The organism is Rathayibacter sp. VKM Ac-2801 (assembly GCF_009834245.1).
Classification (GTDB): Bacteria; Actinomycetota; Actinomycetes; order Actinomycetales; family Microbacteriaceae; genus Rathayibacter.
On the sequence record NZ_CP047183.1, the window covers coordinates 571,409 to 591,614 of the forward strand.

Sequence of the window (20,206 nt, forward strand, 5' to 3'; positions counted from 1 at the left end):
GGCATCGCCCCGCTGAATGACGCTTCGCGTGGTGGTTGGTCCGTTCCGGGAGCGCTGCAGAGGTCAACAGTCTCGGACGTCAGCGACGTCGTCCGAGAGTGTGAGCTTGCTGCCGAGAAGGATGACCGTTGTCAGATGCTGCCGCGAGAGTTCGTCCGCGCTTGCAGGAGGAACGCAACTGGTTCGGGTGAGCATCACGGGGGATCCTAGCGACGCGGCTACAGCGGCGCCGCTGAGTGCGTCGGCAAAGCCTTCCCCCGATGCTAGGAAGGCCTGCTGGCTCAGCGCGCTCGCTGGGAATTGGGCGTTGATCATCCTGCTTGTCTCGTATCGGTTGCTGCCGCCGAGCCGGCCGAGTGATGGGCTGATTCCGCTCGCGTCCAGGTCTCTGAGAAAGCCGGAGGAGATGGACGGCTCGAGGCCGAGCACGGTGGTGTATTCCGGGTTCAGGCGCTCGAGAGCTGTGCGGGTCGGCGCGTCGATAGAGTCGGCGCGGCCGTCGACGAGGAGAACCGGCTCTCCGCGCCGTCCGGCGATAGGGCCGGCTGACAGCGCATCGGGGAAGTTCGCGCCCGTCGCGAGAAAGACGTTCGCGTAGCTGCCCGGGGTGAAGGCGTCCGCAATGATCTGCCGTGAGGTGTCATAGCGGTCGACCCCGCCGATCCGCCTCGTATCGGGTACCAGCGCTCGAATTCGGGCGAGCACGGGATCGCTGACAGTCAGGGCGCTGCCGACCACGACCACCCGTTCAGGGTCGAGCCGAAGGATCTCGTCGCGGACGATGTCTGGGAGCGAGTCGGGGTCGGAGAGTAGCAGGGCGCCGTTGCGGGCGGCAGCTGCGGGACCGGCGCTGAGCGCATCGGCCCATTTTGCGCCGCTGGCGACGTAGAGCACGGGAATGCCGGGAGAGTAGCGGCTTCGTGTGGCGGCCACAGCGGTGGCGTAGCGGTCGGTCCCCGCGATCCTTGTGCTCTTGAAGTTCAGCGGCGGTGGTGTGAGGTCGACTCCGACAACGTCTTGCGTACCGACTATGAGCGGTGTGGCCTCGTCGGCCGTCGTTGACGCAGTCCAGAACACGTCGTCGAGGGTCGGCGTCTCGTTCCATTGGGCGCTCTCGTAGGCGCGCAGAAGGTAGCGGCCCTCGGGGAGTCCGTAGATGTCGTACTGACCGGATCTCTTCGTCGATGTCTCTGTTCGTCCCATCAGCCACGCCGACTCCGTCCCGTCCTCAAGCATCCAGGCCTCAATGGTGAATCGGCTCGCTGCCGAGGAAGGGGAAGTGATCGTGCCAGAGACGGTACTCGCCGTGAGTAGGGTGATGTCAGCGTTCGCGGTACTCGTCTTGATGGCCGTCGCTCGTCCGTCGATGGGGGTTCCGCCGTACCACGTCCCGGCATCATCGGCGTAGTAGCCAGTGGCCCGTACAAAGTAGGTGGCCGCGGCGGGCACCGTGAACGAGTACTCGTTGCCCTGATTGGACGCGATCGATTGGCCGCTCCAGCCATAGACGGACACCCAGACCGCAGGACTACCAGCGGGTACGACACCGCCATGCCCATCGGGAACGGTGATCGATCCGGCAATGGTGATCGTCCCGGTCGCTCCGCTTGACGCGGCCGGATCGGCTCCACGGACCGGCCGCAGGGGATCCGCGATAAGCCCCTGATCGCCCAGAGGAGTTGATCGCCCGTCGATGGGCAACGAGACCTGGAGGTCGACCGTGTCGAGAACAGAGGAGGGAGTCGCGTGCGCGGCGGGTGCTGCCGAGATGAGCGCACCGACTACGAGCGCAAGAGAAGCAAGGACCGCCAACGAACGGCGGGGGGTAGAACGTGGGACCATGGTCGGCTTTCCGAAGCGCGGGGAGAGCCGGAGGAACTCGGCTGTCTCAAACGCTAACTCGAGCGGATTCATACGGCCGCCCCCCATTCGACCGACGCTGGGCGGTCGACTCAGCTTGCCTCGATCGAGCGCAGCCGTGTCCGGTTGAGGGTGACGGCTACCTTTCCTGCTTCCTGGAGGAGGAATTTGTCCGGTCGGGCTGCGGCCAGGTCGTCCTCGCTGCGTCGCCGGCGTCGGCGCGTTCCTGGAGCTGAGGGCGGAGTCACTTCGTGAAAGGGACCTGCGTCTGTGCGCCTAGTCGTGGGATCGTGCACGCGACCCGTGGCGATGCTTGTAGCGCTCGTGCAGGGCTCCATTTCATCCGCCGGATTCTCCCTCGGAGCCGCCGCAGGGAAGAACAACTAGCGCCCGTCTCCCGCCCGTTCCCCGAACTCCACGAGCTTCGCGAACAGGTCCTCGATCAGCCAGCGGGTGTCGAACGTCTCGCAGACGCGGATCGTGTGCGGCCCGGAGTCGGGCAGGAGCTCGCCCTCCGCGGAGAACCGCGGCGCTCGGCGCTCCCGCCAGCGCCCGCCGGCCGGGTTCATCACGGCACCGATCGCCGGGCTGTCGCCGAGCGACCGGAAGTCCAGCGGCCCGTAGGGGATCGTCTCGTTGAACGCGATCAGCTGGTCCACGAGGTAGTCGCCGAGCGGGCTCGTCCCGCGCAGCCGCGTGCGCAGCTCCGCGTGCCCGACTCCGACTCCGGAGTACACGGGCATCGGCATCTGCCAGACGGCGATACCCGACTCGAGGACGCGGTTCGCGGCGTCGACGTCGTTGATGAGGTTGAACTCGGGACTGTACGCGGGGATCTCGTCGTAGGGCGGGCCGCCGACCCAGACGACCACGACGTCGCGGGAGGCGATCGACGGTTCGAGCAGCAGGGCGGCGGCCACGTCGGTCAGCGGCCCGAGGACGGCGATCCACACCCGGCCCTCGTCGCGCAGCGCCTCCGCGACGATCAGGCGGGCACCGTCCGATGCCTCGGCGGGCAGTGCCGACTCCGCGCCGTCGACGACGGTCACCGACGCTCCGGCGAGCCCGACGACCCGGTCGATCTCGGCCCGCGACTCCCGCATGCTCCCCGCCCGACCGAAGTGCGCGGCCACGATGCCGCGGATGTCGAGCGTCTCCGTCAGCAGCGCCTGCACGATCGCGAACTGGTCGTCGGCCTCGTTCGCGGCGTCGGTGCTGACGATCAGGCGGTGCGGGGGAGGCGGGGTCACGCCGACTCCCGCTGCACGAGGGTCGTGGCGAGGATCGGCTGGCGGTCGACGGGGCGGCCCTGCACGACGGCGACGACGGTCTCGGCGGCGACGCGGCCCATGTCCTCCAGCGGCTGTCGGATGGTGGTGAGGGTGGGGTCGGAGGTGGTCGCGACGACCACGTCGTCGAAGCCGATCACCGAGACGTCGGAGGGGACGCGGCGGCCGGAGGCGTGCAGCACGCGGATCGCGCCGTTGGCCATCAGGTCGGACGAGGCGAAGACGCCGTCGAGGTCGGGGTGGCGCTGCAGCAGGCGCGCCATGGCGGCCGAGCCGCTCTCGAGGGTGAACTCGCCGTGCACGATCGGGCTGTGGTCGAGGCCGAGCTCGGTCAGCTCGTCGCGCCAGCCGCGGATGCGGTCGCGGGCGGGCTCCATGTCGTGCGGGCCGGCGATGATGCCCAGGCGCCGGCGACCGGCGTCGGCGAGAGCGCGGGCGGCCAGCCTGCCGCCGCCGTAGTTGTCGGAGTCGATGACGATCGCGTCCTCGGCCAGCGCCACCCGCGGGCGGCCGACCCAGGCGATGGGCACGGGGGAGTCGGCCAGCGACTGCGCGAGGTGGGTGATCTCGTGCTGGAGGATCACGATCGCGCCGTCGACGGCCCGCGAGCGGAGGAAGCGGGGGATCCGGTCGCTGTCGTCGTGGTCGGCGGGCAGCAGCACGGGCTGCACCTCGCCGGCGTAGAGGCCCTTCGCGGCGCCCTTGAGCACGGAGGTGAAGAACGTCCCGGTGAGGCTGTCGAGCTCGTTGAAGGCGACGATCAGGGCGATGGCCCCGGCCCGCCCGCCGCGGAGCATCCGGGCGGCGCTGTTCGCCTCGTAGCCGAGGGACTTCGCGGCGCGCTCGACCGCGGCGGTCATCCGGACGTCGACATTGGTGCCGCCTGCGAGCACCCGGGCGGCGGTGGCGCGCGAGACGCCCGCGGCCTGGGCGACGTCCACCAGCGTGGGTCGAGTCATGCTGCTTCCTTCTGCGAGGGGAGGTTCCGGCTTCGGCGCCTCCCCGCGGAGCACGGTGGGGAGAGCGTCGAGGTGAAGACTCGCACGGGGCGGCGCGCGGCCGTCCGGAACTGCTCGATTTGCGAAACTTCCCCTTGATACTAGGCGGAGATCGTTATCTCGCGGAGATCGAATCTCGCTTGCGTCGTGCTCGCGGGCGGGTTAGGTTGGCCGCCAAGAGATCGTTCTCTGAGGCCCGCCCTCACCGAAACCCTGCGAATCCCCAACGAAGAGGAATTGTCGTGAAAAGAAGCCTGACGGCCGTAGCCGCCGCAGCAGCAGTAGTCGCGCTCACCCTGACCGGGTGCTCGTCCGGAGGGGGAGGAGGCGCCTCGGACGACCCGAACGCCGAGGCCACCTTCTGGTCCTTCACCGGCATCAACGCCAAGGACAGCGTCGACGAGTACCTCGCGAAGATGCCCGACGCGAAGATCAAGCTCTCCGAGGTCGGCAGCACGACCGAGACCGCCACCGCCCTCACCGCGGCCCTCGCCGGCGGCAAGGTGCCCGACCTGGTCATGATCCAGAACGACGACCTGCCCCAGTTCGTCGCCAACAGCTCGAACTTCCTCGACCTGCGCACCCTCGGCGGCGACGACGTCGCCTCCACCTACCTCCCGTGGGCCGCCTCCGCCGCGACCGCCGACGACGGCTCCGTCGTGGGCGTCCCGACCGACGTCGGCGGACTGGGCTTCGCCTACCGCGCCGACCTCTTCGAGCAGGCCGGCCTGCCGACCGAGCCCGACCAGGTCGCCGAGCTCTGGAAGGACTGGCCGTCCTTCATCGAGACCGGCAAGAAGTACACCGAGGCGACCGGCAAGCCGTTCGTCGACAACATCGAGACCAGCGTCTTCTTCTCGACCGTCAACCAGGTCTCGGAGAAGTACTACTCGCCCGACGGCGAGCTGGTCTACGACACCAACCCGCAGGTGAAGGACGCGTTCCAGATCGCCGTGGACACCAAGGACGCCGGCATCAGCGCCGGCATCGCCGCCTGGTCCTCGGGCTGGGCCCCGGGCCGCGCGAACGGCGCCTTCGCCGTGACGATCGCCCCCTCGTGGATCCTCGCCGGCATCAAGACCGACGCCCCCGACACCGCCGGCAACTGGCGCGTCACCAGCGTCCCCGGCATCGGCGGCAACTGGGGCGGCAGCGTCATCGCCATCCCCGCCCGCGCCGAGCACCCCGAGGCCGCCTGGCAGTACATCAAGACGATGATGTCGGCCGAGGGCCAGACCGACCACTTCAAGGCCTCGGGCACCCTGCCCGCCGCCACCGAGGCGGTCGCCAGCGAAGAGGTCCAGTCGTACACCGACCCGTTCTTCGGCGACTCGAAGATCGGCGAGGTCATGGCCACCTCCGTCGAGCAGTTCCCGTCCTTCTACAACGGACCGGACACCACTCCGATCAACGGGGCGCTCCTCAACACCCTCGTCGAGCTGGAGGCCGGCAACGTCACCTCCGACAAGGCGTGGTCGACCGCACTCGACACGGCCAAGCAGGCCATCGGCGGCTGATCGCCCCACCCACCCGAGCGGCCCGGCGCCTCGTGCGCCGGGCCCCTCCCCCCTTTCTCGACGGAGGTTCTCCCGTGTCAACGGTGACAGCAGCACCACCCCGCAAGCAGCGCAAGCAGCCCAGCGCGCCGGTCCAGAAGGCCGCGCGGATCCGCAACTCCCTCTCGGAGCGGATCGCCCCCTACGCGTACGTCGCGCCCTTCTTCATCATCTTCATCGTCTTCGGGCTCTTCCCGCTCCTGTTCACGTTCTACGTCTCGCTCTTCGACTGGAACCCGATCGGCGAGCAGACCTTCGTCGGCATCGCGAACTTCCAGCAGCTCTTCGCCGACTCCCGGTTCTGGAACGCGCTGGTCAACACCTTCGGCATCTTCATCATCTCGACGGTGCCCCAGCTGCTGTTCGCCCTCTTCCTCGCGCACCTGCTGAACCACGCCCGCCTCCGCTGGGCGAACTTCTTCCGCATGGCGCTGCTGGTGCCGTACATCACCTCCGTCGCGGCGACCGCGATCGTGTTCGCGCAGATCTTCGACAAGAACTTCGGCCTGATCAACTGGTTCCTCGGCATCTTCGGACTGCCGTCGATCAATTTCCTCGCCACGAACTACGGCTCCTGGATCGTCATCTCGACGATGGTCTTCTGGCGCTGGTTCGGCTACAACACGCTCCTCTACCTGGCGGGCCTGCAGTCGCTGCCCCGTGAGATGTTCGAGGCGGCCTCCGTCGACGGCGCGTCGAGCTGGCAGCAGTTCCGCCACCTGACGATCCCGGCGCTGCGCCCGATCATCGTCTTCACCGTGATCATGTCGACCATCGGCGGTCTGCAGATCTTCACGGAGGCGCTCCTGGTGGCCCCGGAATCGGGCCTCACCTGCGGCGCCGGCCGGCAGTGCCAGACGCTGGCGCTCTTCCTCTACGAGCAGGGCTTCGGCCAGTTCAAGTTCGGCTACGGATCCGCCATCGGCGTCGTGCTGTTCGTGATCGTGGTCCTCGTCTCCCTCCTCAACTTCTACCTCTCCACCCGCACCCGGAAGGAGGCCGTCTGATGTCGGATGTGATCGACCAGGCCGTCCCGCAGACGCTGGCCCCCACGGTCAAGAAGGCCGATCTCCCCAAGCGGCGCGGCAAGGGCGGCGGAGTCGGCTGGCCGACTTACGTCTTCCTCGTGATCGCGGTGCTCGTCTCGATCTTCCCGCTCTACTACATGTTCGTCGTCGCGTCGGTCGGAGCGACCGCTGTCACGTCGATCCCGCCGCGCCTGTACCCGGGCACGAACTTCATGGCGATCGCCGAGAAGGTGTTCGACACCGTCCCGTTCATCGCCTCGATGCTGAACAGCCTCATCGTGTCGCTGAGCATCGCCGTCATCTCGGCGATCCTCTGCGCGATGGCGGGCTTCGCCTTCGCGAAGCTGCAGTTCCCGGGCCGCAACGTGCTGTTCCTGATCGTGCTGCTGACGATGACGGTGCCGGCGCAGCTGAGCATCATCCCGCAGTACCTGATCGTCTCGGCTCTCGACTGGGTCGACACCCTCCAGGCGATCATCGTGCCGGGCCTGGCCAGCGCCTTCGGCATCTTCTGGATGCGGCAGCACATGTCCACGACGGTCAGCGACGAGCTGATCCAGGCGGCCCGCATCGACGGCGCCAACTCGTGGCAGCTGTTCTGGCGCATCGCCTTCCCGGTGGTTCGCCCCGCGGCGTTCGTCCTCGGACTGATCACCTTCACCGCGGTCTGGAACGACTTCATGTGGCCGTTCATCGTCCTCAAGTCGCCGGAGCTGTTCACGGTGCAGATCGCGCTGAAGCAGCTGCAGGCCAACCGCTCGATCGACGTCGCCCTGGCGATGGGCGGATCGTTCATGGCCACCCTCCCGCTGCTGATCGCGTTCTTCTTCGTCGGCCGCCGGATGGTGTCCGGGATCATGGACGGGGCGTTCAAGGGCTGATGCACGACGCTTCCCCAGCACTGCCCGGGACGGACGCCGCGCGTCCTCCCGGGCGGGACTGGCGGGACCGCGCTCTGCCCCCGGCCGAGCGCGCCCGCCTCCTGACCGCAGAACTCACCCTTGAGGAGAAGGCGGCGCAGCTCGGCTCCGTCTGGCTCACCGACTCCGCCGACGACTTCGCCCCGAAGCTCGACGACGGGCCCGCTGCGGGCGACGACCTCTTCACCGGGGGCCTCGGCCAGCTGACCCGCGTGTTCGGCACCGAGCCGGTGACCGTCGTGGAGGGCGTCCGCCGGCTCCGCGAGCTGCAGGAGCGCGTGGTCGCCGGCAGCCGCCTCGGCATCCCGGCCCTCGCGCACGAGGAGTGCCTGACCGGCCTCGCCGCGTACGGCGCGACCGCGTTCCCCACTCCTCTCGCCTGGGCGGCCACCTTCCACGAGGAGCTCGTGGGCGAGATGGCGGAGGCGATCGGCTCGGACATGCGCGCCCTCGGCATCCACCAGGGCCTCGCCCCCGTCGTCGACGTCGTGAAGGACTACCGCTGGGGCCGCGTCGAGGAGACCCTCGGCGAGGACCCGTACCTGGTCTCGCAGCTCGGCGCCGCCTATGTGGCGGGGCTGGAGGGGACCGGCATCGTCGCGACGCTGAAGCACTTCGCGGGGTACGCCGCCTCCCGCGGCGCTCGCAACCACGGACCCGTGAGCATGGGGCCGCGCGAGCTCGCCGACACGGTGCTGCCTCCGTTCGAGGCCGCCCTGCGGCACGGCGGCGCCCGCAGCGTGATGACCTCCTACACCGACATCGACGGCGTGCCCAGCAGTGCCAGCCGGCACCTGCTGACGACGCTGCTCCGCGACCGCTGGGGCTTCGAGGGCACGGTCGTCGCCGACTACTGGGCGGTGCCGTTCCTCCAGGCCATGCACCACGTCGCGGTCGACGCGGCCGACGCGGGGCGCCTGGCCCTGCACGCCGGGGTCGACGTCGAGCTCCCGCAGACGGCGGCGTACGGCGAGCTGCCGCGACTGATCCGCGAGGGCGTCGTCGACGAGGCCGACCTCGACCGCTCCGTCGCGAGGCACCTCCGCCACAAGTTCGAGGCGGGCCTGCTCGACGGCGGTCCGCTGGTCCCAGAGGGGGCCGAGGACGTCGACCTCGACAGCGCCCGCAACCGCGCGATCTCCTCGCGGATCGCGGAGGAGTCGGTCGTGCTGCTGCGCGACGAGGACGTCGCGGGGCTGCTGTCCTCCGGTTCGCTCGCCGTCGTGGGACCGGCCGCGAACCAGTTCCGCAGCCTGGTCGGCTGCTACGCGTTCCCCAACCACGTGCTCTCCAAGCACCCGGGCCACGACCTCGGGCTGTCGATCCCGACGGTGCTGACGGCGCTGCAGGAGGAGTTCGGCTCGTCGCGCGTGCGCTTCGCGGAGGGCGGCTCGATCACCTCCGCGTCGACCGACGGCGTGCAGGAGGCGGTGGATCTCGTCCGCGGCTCCGACGCGGCGGTCGTCGTGGTCGGCGACATCGCCGGGCTCTTCGGCGACGGCACCTCGGGCGAGGGCTGCGACGCGGCCGACCTCCGCCTCCCCGGAGCGCAGGAGCCTCTGGTGACGGCCGTACTCGAGACCGGCGTTCCCACCGTGGTGGTCGTCCTCTCGGGCCGGCCCTACGCGCTCGGGGCCTTCGGGGCTGCGCGCGGACTCGTGCAGGCGTTCTTCCCGGGAGCGGACGGGGCGGCCGCGGTCGCCGGCGTGCTCTCGGGCCGCGTGGCTCCGACCGGGCGCCTGCCCGTGCAGATCCCGCGGCTCCCGTCGGCGTCGACCACGTACCTCCAGCCGTCGCTCGGGCTCTCGAACCCCGGGATCACGGCGCTGGACGCGACTCCGCTCTACCCGTTCGGCTACGGGCTGACCCGCGGCTCCGTGTCGTACACGGAGCTGGCGACCGCTGCTGAGCTGCCGGTCGGCGGATCGCTCGACGTGGCGGTGTCGCTCCGGAACGACGGCGCCGACACGGTCGAGGTGGTGCAGCTCTACGCGGGCTACCCGACCTCGGCGATCGTGCGGCCGGTCGCGCAGCTGATCGGCTTCGCGCGCGTGCCGATGGCGGCGGGCGAGACGCTGACGGTGCACTTCCACGTCGACGCGGCCCGGCTCGCGGTGACGGGGGAGGACGGCCGGCTCGCCGTGGATCCGGGGCCGCTGCGGCTGACGGCCGGCGCCTCGGCGGCGGATGCGGCGGTGACGGCGGAGGTGTCGATCACGGGGGAGCGGCGGCACCTCGCCGAGCGGGCGCTGCGGACCCCCTGGTCGGTGGCGCGGGACTGAGCGGTCGGCGCCTCAGGGGGGAGGCGCCGGCCGCTCGCGGGGGCACGCGGGTCGGCGGTGCCGACGCGCGAGTCCGCAGAAGTCGCGGTGCTCGCGCGCGAGTCCTGCGACTTCTGCGGTGTCGACGGGACCCGCGGGTGCGACGGCCGCGTAGCACCGGAGGCGCAGAGCGCAAGGGGCCCGCGCGAGCCGGGGCCCCGGCCTAGCGTGGAAGGAGCGGCGCCGCCGGTGGCGGGCCGCGGAGAAGACCGATGCAGAGGAGAGTCATGCCCGCCCTGACCGACACGTTCACGCTGTCCAACGGAGTCGCCGTCCCGAAGATCGGGTTCGGCACCTGGCAGATCCCCGACGGCCCCGAGGCCTACGACGCGACGACCGCCGCGCTCGAGGCCGGGTACCGCCACATCGACACCGCCCGCGCCTACGGCAACGAGGCGAGCGTCGCCCGGGCCCTGCGCGACAGCGGCGTTCCGCGCGACGAGGTGTTCATCACCACCAAGCTCCCGGCCGAGGTGAAGGACTACGAGGGCGCGAAGGCGAGCTTCGAGACGACCATGGCGGCGCTCGAGCTCGACCACGTCGACCTGTACCTCATCCACGCGCCGTGGCCCTGGCAGGACATGGGCTCCGACCACCGCGAGGGGAACATCGCGGCGTGGAAGGCGATGGAGGAGATCCTCGAGGCCGGGCGCTCGCGCGCGATCGGCGTCTCGAACTTCCAGGTCGCCGATCTGGAGTCGCTGATCGCGGCCACCGACGCGGTGCCGCACGCGAACCAGATCCGCTGGTTCGTCGGCAACACCCAGGACGAGACGACCGCGTACTGCAAGGAGCACGGCATCCTCGTCGAGGGCTACTCGCCGCTCGCGACGGGCGGCCTGCTCGACAACTCCGACATCGGCGAGATCGCCGCGAAGTACGACAAGTCGGTCGCGCAGCTCTGCATCCGCTACCTGCTCGAGAAGGACGTGCTGCCGCTGCCGAAGTCGACGACGCCGTCGCGCATCGTCGAGAACGCCGACGTCGACTTCGAGATCTCGTCGGAGGACCTCGCGCACCTCGACTCGCTCGTCGACACGGAGTCCTGACCCGCACGCTCGCCCGCTCCTGACAGTCCGGAGGTCGTCGCACTCGCGCACGAGTGCGACGGCTTCCGTCTTCTCGGCGCGTCCGGCGGCTCCGCCCGCTCGCGAGTGTCCAGGAGTTGTCGCAGTCGACGTCGAGTGCGACGACTTCTGGCTTCTCGCCGGGTTCGGCGCGAGCGCGGCCTCCGCGAGTGCGCAGTAGTTGTCGTAGTCGGCCCCGAGTGCGACGACTTCTGGAGTCTCGGCGCCCTCGGCCTGCGCGGGCCCAGCATCTCCGCCGGGCGGCGACTGTGAATGCTCGGCGTGCTCCCCAGGCCGGCCGGCCGCGGTCGCATCCGGAGGCCCACCCGCGAGTACGCAGAAGTTGTCGCAGTCGGCCTCGAGTGCGATAACTTCTGGAGTTTCGGGGCGCTCGGCGCCGGAGCGACGCCCGCCCGGCGTCCGCGCGTCAGGCCAGGCGCAGTAGGCGGCCGCCGTGCGGCTCGAGGGCGAGCTCGACGGCGCCGCCGACGACCGGCAGCTCCGAGCCGCTCCAGACGTCGACGGCCGAGGTCGCGTCGGCGCAGCCCAGGTCGGCCAGGTGCGCCGAGTACGACCGAGCGGTCGACCCCAGCCAGAACACTCCGCGCCACTGCTCGTCGCCGCGCCACGCCGACCAGACCACCAAGTCGCCGTCGCGCACGATCTCGCGGCTCCCGTCGCTCTCGAGCAGTGCGAGGACGTCGCCGTTGGTCAGCAGCGCCAGGGTGTCCGCGGGCGTGTCCGGGAGGTGCCCGCCCATCATCAGCGGCGAGCGGAGCAGGCACCACAGCGTCACGAGCGTCCGCTGCTCCGCGGGAGTGAACCGCGAGAGCCGGTCCTCGCCCACGTGCGCGCGCACGCCGATCCGGCCCAGCGGCAGCATGTCGGCGTCGGCCCAGGCGCCGGGGCGCTGGTGCGGAGCCCAGCGCGCGGCCCGCTGGAACTGCTCGTGCAGGTGCGCCCAGTCGTCCCAGAAGTCGTCGGAGATCCGCCACATCTGCGCGTTCGAGCGCAGCACCTCGAGGTTCTCGAGCGAGAGCTGCTTGCCGGGGGAGAGGCTCAGCACCATCGGGCGGCCCGTCGCGTCGATGGCCTGCGAGATCGCGGCGATCTCCTCGGCCTGGATCGGCGGGTAGAGCACGTCGTCCACCTTGACGAAGTCGACGCCCCACGAGGCGAGCTGCGCCATGACGGAGTCGTAGTACTGCTGCGCTCCCGGCACGCTCATGTCGACTCCGTAGTTGTCGGGGTTCCACGGGCAGAGGTTCCCGCGGTCCGCGATGTCGGCGCAGGTCGCGTCCGAGCCGAGCACCGGGAGCCCGAGGTCGGCCGCCCGGCGGGGCACGCCGCGCATCAAGTGCACGCCGAAGCGCAGCCCGAGGGCGTGGACGCGTGCCGCGAGCGCGGTGAATCCTCCGGAGGCCGCCGACGGGAAGCGGCCGACGGCCGGCTGCGGGCGGCCCCAGTCGTCGAGCACCGGCTCCGACACCTCCTGGTAGTCGCTCGTGCCGGGGTCGGGCTCGTACCACTGGATGTCGACGACGACCGTGTCCCAGCCGTGCGGCAGGAGGTGCTCGGCGAGGTACTCGGCGTTCGCGAGCACCTCCTCCTCCGTCACCGAGGCGCCGAAGCAGTCCCAGCTGTTCCAGCCCATCGGCGGGCGGCGGGCGGCCTCCGTGCGCGCGGCGATCACGAGAGCTCCAGCGTCACGGTCGCGAAGGAGTGCGGGGGCAGCGTGACGCGCAGGCCGGTCGCCGTGGTCTCGATGCCCTCGAGGGCGACGGGGCTCACCTCGTCGGCGGCGCCGGGGCGGTTGTGCGCGTCGGGCCGGTCGGCGGTGAGGAGGCGGCCGGTCGCGCCGGTCACGGTCCCGCCGCGGAAGTCGAGGGAGACCTCGAGCGGCTCCTCCAGGTCGACGTTCGTCAGCGAGACGAGCACGCGGCCGTCCTTCGTGGAGGCGGAGGCGGAGGCGACGGGGATCTCGCGCCCGTCGACCGCGTGCGTCGGGCCGGCGACCGTGGTCGGCAGCACGGTCGCGTCGTGGTGCCCCTTGTTCATCTCGAACACGTGGTACGTCGGTGTGCGGACCATCTCGCCGCCGTCCGGGTCGGTCAGCAGCATCGCCTGCAGCACGTTCACCGTCTGGGCGATGTTCGCCATCGTCAGGCGGTCGGCGAAGCCGTGGAAGACGTCGAAGTGCCACGCCGCGACCATCGCGTCGCGGATGGTGTTCTGCTGGAAGAGGAACCCGGGGTGCGTCCCCGGCTCCACGTCCCACCAGGTGCCCCACTCGTCGAGCACCATCCCGTACTTCTTCTCGGGGTCGTGCACGTCCATCACGGCGGCGTGCGAGCGCAGCAGCTCCTCGATCCCCTGCGCGGCGACGATCGTGCTCCAGTAGGTGTCGGCGTCGAACTCGGTCGCGCTGCCCTTGGCGTGCCAGCTGCCGCCGATCGTGTAGTAGTGCACCGAGACCGACTCCCACGGCACGGAGGAGAAGGGGTGCCCCTCGATCTCGGGGATCACCTCCATCAGCGTCTGCGTCCAGTGCGTGTCGGCGCCGTCGGCTCCGGCCGCCACGCGGTAGAGGGGAGTGTCGTTGCCGCTCTGCACGAACGTCCCGAACTGCCGCGCGAGGTCGGCGTAGGCGCCGGCGCGCATGTTGCCGCCGCAGCCCCAGGTCTCGTTGCCGAGACCCCAGTAGCGGACGGTCCACGGCTCCTCGCGCCCGTGCGAGCGGCGCAGGTCGGCCATCGGCGACTTCCCGGACCCGGTCAGGTACTCGACCCAGTCGGCCATCTCCTGCACCGTGCCCGAGCCGATGTTGCCCGAGATGTAGGCGTCCGCGCCGAGCATTTCGCAGAGCGCCATGAACTCGTGGGTGCCGAAGGAGTTGTCCTCCGCGACTCCGCCCCACTGCGTGTTGATCAGGCCGGGCCGCTCCTCGCGCGGGCCGATGCCCTTGGTCCAGTGGTAGCGGTCGGCGAAGCAGCCGCCGGGCCAGCGGAGGTTGGGGATGTCGAGGGCGCGCAGGGCCTCGACGACGTCCAGGCGGATCCCGCCCTCGTTCGGGACGGGCGAGTCCTCGCCGACCCAGAAGCCGTCGTAGATGCACCGGCCGAGGTGCTCGGCGAAGTGGCCGTAGAGGTGGCGGCTGATGGTGGCGCCGGGGCGGTCGAGGTCGACGGTGACGGTGCTGAGCACGGAGGACTCCAGTGTTCTCGTGGGTGGTCGGGGTGGTCGGGTGCCGGGTGGTCGGATGCCCGGTCGGCTCGGTGCCGGACGGGCCGGCTGCCGGGGCGGTCGGCGGGGGCTGCTGCCCGGTCGCGTCAGGCGACGCGGACGAGGCGCAGCACGACCACCCGGTCGGGGTGGAACGCGAGCAGGTCCAGGCCCGCCTCGAGCAGCAGGCTGCCGGAGTAGGAGGGCGCCTCCTCCGCGCTGTCCAGCGGCTCGGTCGCCTCCAGCCAGCGCGGGCTCAGCCACCAGGGGCCGAGCGACTCGGGGCGCGCCGCCTCGACGCGGTAGCGCGCCTCGGGCAGGAGGCCCGGGAGGCGCATCCGGTGGCGGGTGTCGGCCGAGAGGACGGGCGTCATCAGCGTGTAGAGCGCCTCCGAGCCGTCGGTCGCGACCACTCCGCGGAGGGTCGGCGAGTCGGGGTCGAAGTCCCCGTCGCCGACCACGCGGCCGGTCGCGATCAGCTCCCGGTGCTCGCGGTACGCGGCGATCCAGCCGGCCAGCACCGCGGAGTCGCCCTCGCTCAGCTCGCGCAGGTCCCACTCCACGCCGAAGTGGCCGAGGAACGCGGTGGCGCAGCGGGTGTGCAGGTCGCTGGTGCGGCCGGTGACGGAGGAGACCTCCGAGGCGACGTGCGAGCCCAGCATCTCCGGCGGCACCAGCAGGCCGGTCCAGCGGAGCATCCGGGTGCGGTCCAGCGGGTCGTGGTTGTCGGAGGTGTGCACGCGGTCGGTGCGCTCGAGGATCCCGAGGTCGACCCGTCCGCCGCCCGAGGCGCAGCTCTCGATCTCGAGCGCGGGGTGGCGGGCGCGCAGTTCGTCCATCAGCCGGTAGACCGCGAGGGTCTGCTCGTGCACGGCGGGCGCTCCGGAGGCGGGGTGGCCCGCGTCGATCAGGTCGCGGTTGTGGTCCCACTTCAGGTAGGCCACGTCGAGGTCGCGGATCAGGGTGTCGAGGGCCTCGAGGATGTGCGCGAAGGCGTCGGGGTTCGTGAGGTCGAGCACCTGCTGGAAGCGCCAGCGGGAGGGGAGCTCGGAGGCGCGGGCCCGCAGGATCCAGTCGGGGTGGGCACGCGCGAGCTCGGAGTCCTCGTTGATCATCTCAGGCTCGACCCAGAGGCCGAACTCCATCCCGAGGTCGCGCACGTGGTCGGCGAGCGGGGAGAGCCCGTCGGGCCACTTCCCGGGGTCGGTCGTCCAGTCGCCGAGGCCGGCGCGGTCGTCCGAGCGGCCGAGGAACCAGCCGTCGTCGAGCACGTACCGCTCGACGCCGAGGGCGGCCGCGCGGTCGGCGAGCTCGCTCAGCGTCGCGAGGTCCTGGTCGAAGTAGACCGCCTCCCACACGTTGAGCGTGACGGGGCGCGGGCGGAGGGAGGAGCGCGAGCGGGCGCGGAGGAACGCGTGGTAGCGCGCGGCCGCGTCGTCGAGCCCGGTGCCGACGCTGCCGTAGATCCACGGGGAGCTGTAGCTCTCGCCGGTCGCCAGGCGGACCTCGCCGGGGAGCAGCAGCTCGCCGCCCCGGAACGCGAGGTGGGCGTCGGTCCGCTCGACGGCGTGCTCGTGGTTGCCGCCGATGCCGACGTGGCAGAGCCAGACCCGGCCGGAGCGGGCGTCGAAGCCGGGAGTGCCGACCGCCACGACCGTGGTCGCGTCGAGCCCGGTGCGCCCGCGGCGGGAGGATCGGGAGTGGGTGCCCATGACGACGGGGTGGCGCTGCGGGATCTTCTCGGTGCCCCAGCGGCCGGTGAAGTCCAGGATATCCCGGGCCTCGGTCGGGATCCGCAGCGCGGGGTCGACGCCGATCACCTCGAGGACGCCGGAGGCGGTGTTGCGGACGGTCGCGCGGGTCCGGAGCAGTCCGGCGGGCGAGAGATCGATCTCTAGAACGACCTCGATCCCGGCCTCGTCGTCGCGCGCCTCCACGGAGATCAGCGCGCTGCCGCACTGCACGACGGCCCCCTCCGGGACCTCCCGCCCGTCGACCGAGACGCCGGCGACGACGAGGCGGGGCGACCATCCGGCGCCTCCGCGGTGCACCCGCAGGCCCGGGAGACCCGACCAGCCGAAGGAGTGCTCGGGGAGGACCGAGGGCTCGTAGGGCACGTCGGAATCCCCGTCAATCCCTGTGCGGACAGGGGTTCCGGCGTATTCCATCAGATCGTCGTCGCTCGCCCGGAGCAGCGGGCCCCAGTGGGCGAGCACGGGCAGCGCACCTCCCGTCTGGGTGAGGAGGACGGAGACGTCAGCGGCGACGGCATGGATCACCCGGGGCGGATTCATAACGACATTCCTACCGTCTCCCCCGGGCTGAGTACAGTGAGAGATCGATCTCGATCAACGACGAGGAGCTCCTGAATGCCGACCCTTCCCACCCTGCAGGGCACCCGCCTCGAGCGCGGCCTCCTCGACGCCCGGCGCCGCCTCAACCGCGCCTACCTCGTCTCGCTCGAGGACGACGCCCTGCTGCAGAACTTCCTCCTCGAGGCCGGCATCGGCGACCAGGACTGGCACCTGAAGCCCTCCCTCGGCACCCCGGAGTCGCGCGGGGCGGCACGGCACTGGGGCTGGGAGACGCCGGGCGGCGCGCTGCGCGGGCACTTCCTCGGGCACTGGCTCTCGGCCGCCGCGCGCGAGACCGCGGTCACCGGGGATCCGCTCCTCGGCGTGAAGCTGCAGGCGGTGCTCGACGGGCTGGAGCGCTGCCAGGAGGAGAACGGGGACGGCTGGATCTGGGCGATCCCGCCCCGCTTCCTCCGCCGCCTGGCCGAGGGGAAGCCGATCTGGGCGCCGCAGTACGCGATGCACAAGCTGCTGATGGGCCTCGTCGACGTGCACCGCGACCTCGGCGACGAGCGGGCGCTCCGCCTGGCGCGGAACGCGACCGCGCCCCTCCTGGAGTGGGTGCGCGGCTTCGACGACGACGCCTTCCAGCGGATCATGGAGGTCGAGACGGGCGGGATGCTCGAGGTCTGGGCCGACCTGCTCGCGATCACCGGCGACCCGGTCTACTCCGAGCTGCTGGAGCGCTACTACCGCCGCTCTCTCTTCGACGGGCTGCTCGAGGGGCGCGACGTGCTGACCAACATGCACGCCAACACCACGATCCCGGAGGTGCTGGGCGCCGCGCGTGCCTACGAGGTCACCGGCGACGAGCGCTGGCGGCGGATCGTGGAGGAGTACTGGCGCCAGGCGGTCACCGCCCGCGGCACCTTCTGCACCGGCGGGCAGACCTCGGGCGAGATCTGGACGCCGCCGTTCGAGTTCGCCGCCCGCCGCGGCGAGAAGACGCAGGAGCACTGCACCGTCTACAACATGATCCGGCTGGCCGACGTGCTGCTGCGCTGGACGGGGGAGCTCGCGTACGCCGACTACATCGAGCGCAATCTGGTCAACGGCCTCCTCGCCCAGCAGCACCCGCGCACCGGGATGGTCGCGTACTTCCTGCCGCTCGAGGGCGGCGCGGTGAAGAACTGGGGCACGCCGACCGAGGACTTCTGGTGCTGCCACGGGACGCTCGTGCAGGCGCACACCCGCCACTCCGACCTGGTCTTCTACCCGGACGAGCAGGGGGTGACCATCGCGCAGCACGTCGACGCGAGCACGCGCGTGCTCGGTGACTCCGGCGAGACGGCTGTGCGGGTCGAGGTGCTCGACAACGCGGGGTACGTGGGCCCGGACGCGAACGCAGGGGCGGCGGGCGACACGCGCCGGCCCACCGCGACCCGCGTGCGCGTCGAGGTGTCGGGTGCCGCGCTGCGCGTGCGTGTGCGGATCCCCGCGTGGATCGCGGACGAGCCGCACGTGGCCGGCGACACCGAGCGGGTGAGCCGCGGCGAGGACGTCCTGGTGATCGAGCACTCCGGCGGAGAGACGAGCGTCGACGTCGCGTTCCCGTTCGAGGTGCGCGTCGTGCCGATCCCGGACGAGCCGGGCACGGTGGCCTTCGTCGAGGGCGCGACGGTGCTCGCCGGCCTGGTCGACCACGAGGTCGCCCTCCGCGGCTCCCTCGACGACGCCGCCTCCCTCCTCGCGCCGGACAACGAGCGGCAGTGGACGCAGTGGCTGCGGGGGTACCGCACGGTCGGGCAGTCCGCGTCGATCCGCTTCCGCCCCGTGCACGAGATCGGGGACGAGCGGTTCTCCGTGTACTTCCCGGTCCTTCCGGACCCGACCCCGCCGGTCCGCGAGGGCCGGAGCCGATGAACAGGAGCCCCATGACCCAGCTCGGCCGATCCGCGTGACCCGCGCCGCCGCCGCCCGCACCGTCCCCTCGGCGCGCATCCTCCTCCCGATCTTCGCGATGCTGGTCGGCTTCGGGCCGCTCACCATCGATCTCGTCCTCCCGTTCCTGCCCTCGCTCGGCGCCGACCTCGAGATCTCGGCCGCTTCCGCGCAGCTCGTCGTCACCGGCGCCACCTTCGGCTTCGCGGCCGGCCAGCTCTTCTCCGGACCCCTCAGCGACGCGGTCGGCCGGCGCTGGCCGCTCGGGATCTCGGCGGGCCTGCACATCGCGGCGAGCCTGGTCGCGGCGAGCACCACCGAGACCGCGGTGCTGATGCCCGCGCGGTTCGTGCAGGGAGCGGCCTGCACCGCGGCCGGAGTGGTGGTCGTCGCCATCGTGCGCGACCTCTACAGCGGCAAGCGGCTGGTGACGATGCTCGCGAACCTGGCGGTCATCACGAGCGTGTTCCCGATCCTGGTGCCCTCGCTCGGCGCGCAGCTGACGAAGGTGCTCGACTGGCGCGGCTCCTTCCTGGTCGTCGCGGTCTGGGGAGCCGTCGCGACCGCGATCGCGCTGCTCGTGCTGCCCGAGACGCTCCCGCCCGAGAAGCGGCACCAGGGCGGACTCGTGCCCTCGCTCCGCAACTCCTTCGGACTGCTGCGCCGGCCGCGGATCCTGGCGCTCGCCGCAGCGTCGGCCGCCGGCTGGTCGGTGGGCTTCGGCTACCTGGCGACGGCGCCGTACCTCTACACGAACGTGTTCCGGGTGAACGCGGACGGCTACGGGCTGCTGTTCCTCGCCACGTCGCTCATCACGATCGCCGTCGGCCAGACGACGGGTCGGGTGCTCATCCCGCGCTTCGGCGCCCGCTGGGCGATGACCGCCTCCGCGATCGTGACCGCCCTGGGCTCGGTCGTGCTGATCGTGCTGTCGCTCTCGGGCGACCAGCCGCTCCTCGTCATCGTGGGAGCCCTGACCTTCGCGCTCGCCGGCCGCTCGCTGGGCGCGCCCGCCGTGCAGTTCCTGTCGCTGCAGGGGCCGTCGCGGGAGGCGGCCAGCGTCACGGCGATCCTCGGCACGGTGAGCTTCACCGCGGCCGGGCTGGTGATGCCCGTGATGGGCGGATTCGCGGAGGTGTCGCTGGTGCCGTTCGCGATCCTCATCATGGTGGCGGCGGTGATCGAGGGCGTGGTGGCGCTGCTGTTCCGGTCGCGGCGCTTCGCCGCCGACGGCGAGGCGGACGGGCGCTCGGAGGCGGATGTGCGCTCGGATGCGGACGGGCGCTCGGATGCGGACGGGCGCGGGGAGGCGGGGGCGGACGGGCGCGACGCGGCGGACGGGCGCGACGCGGCGGACGGGCGCGACGCGGCGGACGGGCGCGACGCGGCGGACGGGCGCGGTGAGGCGGTGGCGCCGGGGTCGCGTGTGGTCGCGGGCTCCGTTGCTGCCGAAGAATCGGCTCCGGCTCCGGCTGCGGCTCGGGGTGCTGGTGCTGGTGCGAGCGCGGCCGCGGGCTCGGTTCCGCATCCGCAGACCGAGCCCGACGTGGCCCGGGGGTCCTGAGCCCGCCGCCCGGCACCGAGCGCGCAGCCCCCATCTCCGCGACTGCTCACGAGTTGTCGCACTCGACGCCGAGTGCGACGACTTCTGCGCTCTCGCGGCCGCCCGCTGTGCGCCGGCGGCTCCGGCGGTCGCGACTGTCCAGGAGT

General features: G+C 71.4%; 13 protein-coding genes. 7 read left to right on the forward strand and 6 right to left on the reverse strand.

Annotated features, from left to right (window positions below):
- Positions 1-63: 63 nt before the first annotated feature.
- The 3 genes from GSU45_RS02610 to GSU45_RS02620 form a co-directional block, all read right to left on the reverse strand.
- Positions 64-1,914, reverse strand: coding sequence for a cell wall-binding repeat-containing protein (locus tag GSU45_RS02610; protein ID WP_159912467.1), 1,851 nt, complete (start codon positions 1,912-1,914; stop codon positions 64-66).
- 329 nt (positions 1,915-2,243) lie between these two features.
- The gene (locus GSU45_RS02615; RefSeq protein WP_159912469.1) at positions 2,244-3,110 is read right to left on the reverse strand and encodes a nucleoside hydrolase; all 867 of its coding nucleotides are present in this window, start codon (positions 3,108-3,110) and stop codon (positions 2,244-2,246) included.
- The gene (locus GSU45_RS02620) at positions 3,107-4,108 is read right to left on the reverse strand and encodes a LacI family DNA-binding transcriptional regulator (protein WP_159912471.1); all 1,002 of its coding nucleotides are present in this window, start codon (positions 4,106-4,108) and stop codon (positions 3,107-3,109) included. Before GSU45_RS02620 ends, GSU45_RS02615 begins: the two co-directional genes overlap by 4 nt.
- A 281-nt stretch (positions 4,109-4,389) precedes the next feature.
- On the opposite strand from GSU45_RS02620, the gene GSU45_RS02625 reads away from it, so the two are divergent.
- The 5 genes from GSU45_RS02625 to GSU45_RS02645 all read left to right on the forward strand — a co-directional run bounded on the left by GSU45_RS02625 (position 4,390) and on the right by GSU45_RS02645 (position 11,021).
- On the forward strand, positions 4,390-5,664 hold the full coding sequence (locus tag GSU45_RS02625; protein ID WP_159912473.1) for an extracellular solute-binding protein: 1,275 nt from the start codon (positions 4,390-4,392) through the stop codon (positions 5,662-5,664).
- 83 nt (positions 5,665-5,747) lie between these two features.
- A complete protein-coding gene (locus GSU45_RS02630; protein ID WP_104224677.1) occupies positions 5,748-6,710 on the forward strand; it encodes a sugar ABC transporter permease in 963 nt (320 codons plus the stop codon).
- A complete protein-coding gene (locus tag GSU45_RS02635) occupies positions 6,710-7,612 on the forward strand; it encodes a carbohydrate ABC transporter permease (protein WP_159912475.1) in 903 nt (300 codons plus the stop codon). Before GSU45_RS02630 ends, GSU45_RS02635 begins: the two co-directional genes overlap by 1 nt.
- Positions 7,612-9,933 carry a glycoside hydrolase family 3 N-terminal domain-containing protein gene (locus GSU45_RS02640; RefSeq protein ID WP_159912477.1) on the forward strand — a complete coding sequence of 774 codons (2,322 nt, stop codon included), beginning with the start codon at positions 7,612-7,614 and terminating at the stop codon, positions 9,931-9,933. Before GSU45_RS02635 ends, GSU45_RS02640 begins: the two co-directional genes overlap by 1 nt.
- A 266-nt stretch (positions 9,934-10,199) precedes the next feature.
- Positions 10,200-11,021, forward strand: a complete 822-nt coding sequence (locus tag GSU45_RS02645) for an aldo/keto reductase (RefSeq protein ID WP_159912479.1) — start codon at positions 10,200-10,202, stop codon at positions 11,019-11,021.
- A gap of 445 nt (positions 11,022-11,466) precedes the next feature.
- Here GSU45_RS02645 and GSU45_RS02650 read toward each other — a convergent pair whose 3' ends face one another.
- From GSU45_RS02650 to GSU45_RS02660, 3 genes are all read right to left on the reverse strand, one after another.
- Positions 11,467-12,732, reverse strand: coding sequence for a glycoside hydrolase family 27 protein (locus GSU45_RS02650; protein ID WP_244248190.1), 1,266 nt, complete (start codon positions 12,730-12,732; stop codon positions 11,467-11,469).
- The gene (locus tag GSU45_RS02655) at positions 12,729-14,243 is read right to left on the reverse strand and encodes an alpha-L-arabinofuranosidase C-terminal domain-containing protein (protein WP_208543481.1); all 1,515 of its coding nucleotides are present in this window, start codon (positions 14,241-14,243) and stop codon (positions 12,729-12,731) included. Before GSU45_RS02655 ends, GSU45_RS02650 begins: the two co-directional genes overlap by 4 nt.
- Before the next feature lie 125 nt (positions 14,244-14,368).
- Positions 14,369-16,555: an alpha-galactosidase gene (locus GSU45_RS02660; protein ID WP_159912481.1), complete on the reverse strand. Its 2,187-nt coding sequence runs from the start codon at positions 16,553-16,555 to the stop codon at positions 14,369-14,371.
- 75 nt (positions 16,556-16,630) lie between these two features.
- On the opposite strand from GSU45_RS02660, the gene GSU45_RS02665 reads away from it, so the two are divergent.
- Positions 16,631-18,478, forward strand: coding sequence for a beta-L-arabinofuranosidase domain-containing protein (locus GSU45_RS02665; RefSeq protein ID WP_159912483.1), 1,848 nt, complete (start codon positions 16,631-16,633; stop codon positions 18,476-18,478).
- 34 nt (positions 18,479-18,512) lie between these two features.
- The gene (locus GSU45_RS02670; protein ID WP_159912485.1) at positions 18,513-20,060 is read left to right on the forward strand and encodes an MFS transporter; all 1,548 of its coding nucleotides are present in this window, start codon (positions 18,513-18,515) and stop codon (positions 20,058-20,060) included.
- The last annotated feature ends 146 nt before the right edge of the window (positions 20,061-20,206 follow it).